Origin of the sequence: Pseudoflavonifractor phocaeensis, assembly GCF_016901735.1 — a bacterium.
Classification (GTDB): Bacteria; Bacillota; Clostridia; order Oscillospirales; family Oscillospiraceae; genus Pseudoflavonifractor_A.
Genome location: NZ_JACLZC010000258.1, coordinates 1 through 219 on the forward strand (window position 1 = coordinate 1; position 219 = coordinate 219).

At 50.2% G+C, this 219-nt stretch carries 1 protein-coding gene; it reads left to right on the forward strand.

Annotated elements, in window-relative coordinates; translation table 11 throughout:
- Positions 1-219 (forward strand): RhuM family protein (rhuM, locus tag H7U37_RS15500; RefSeq protein WP_204877058.1); only part of this gene is annotated, 219 nt, incomplete at both ends.

The window sequence follows — 219 nt, forward strand, 5'->3', positions numbered from 1 at the left end:
GTAAATCGGATGTCACCGTTGCCAAAAACTATCTGAACGAAACGGAAATGCGAAACCTGAACGAGATCGTCACCATGTATCTGGACTATGCGGAACGGCAGGCCCGCCGGGGAAATGTCATGTATATGGCCGATTGGGTCAAGCGGCTTGACGCATTTTTACAGTTCAACGAGGAAGATATTCTGCATGATAAGGGCAAGGTGACCGCCGCCATTGCCA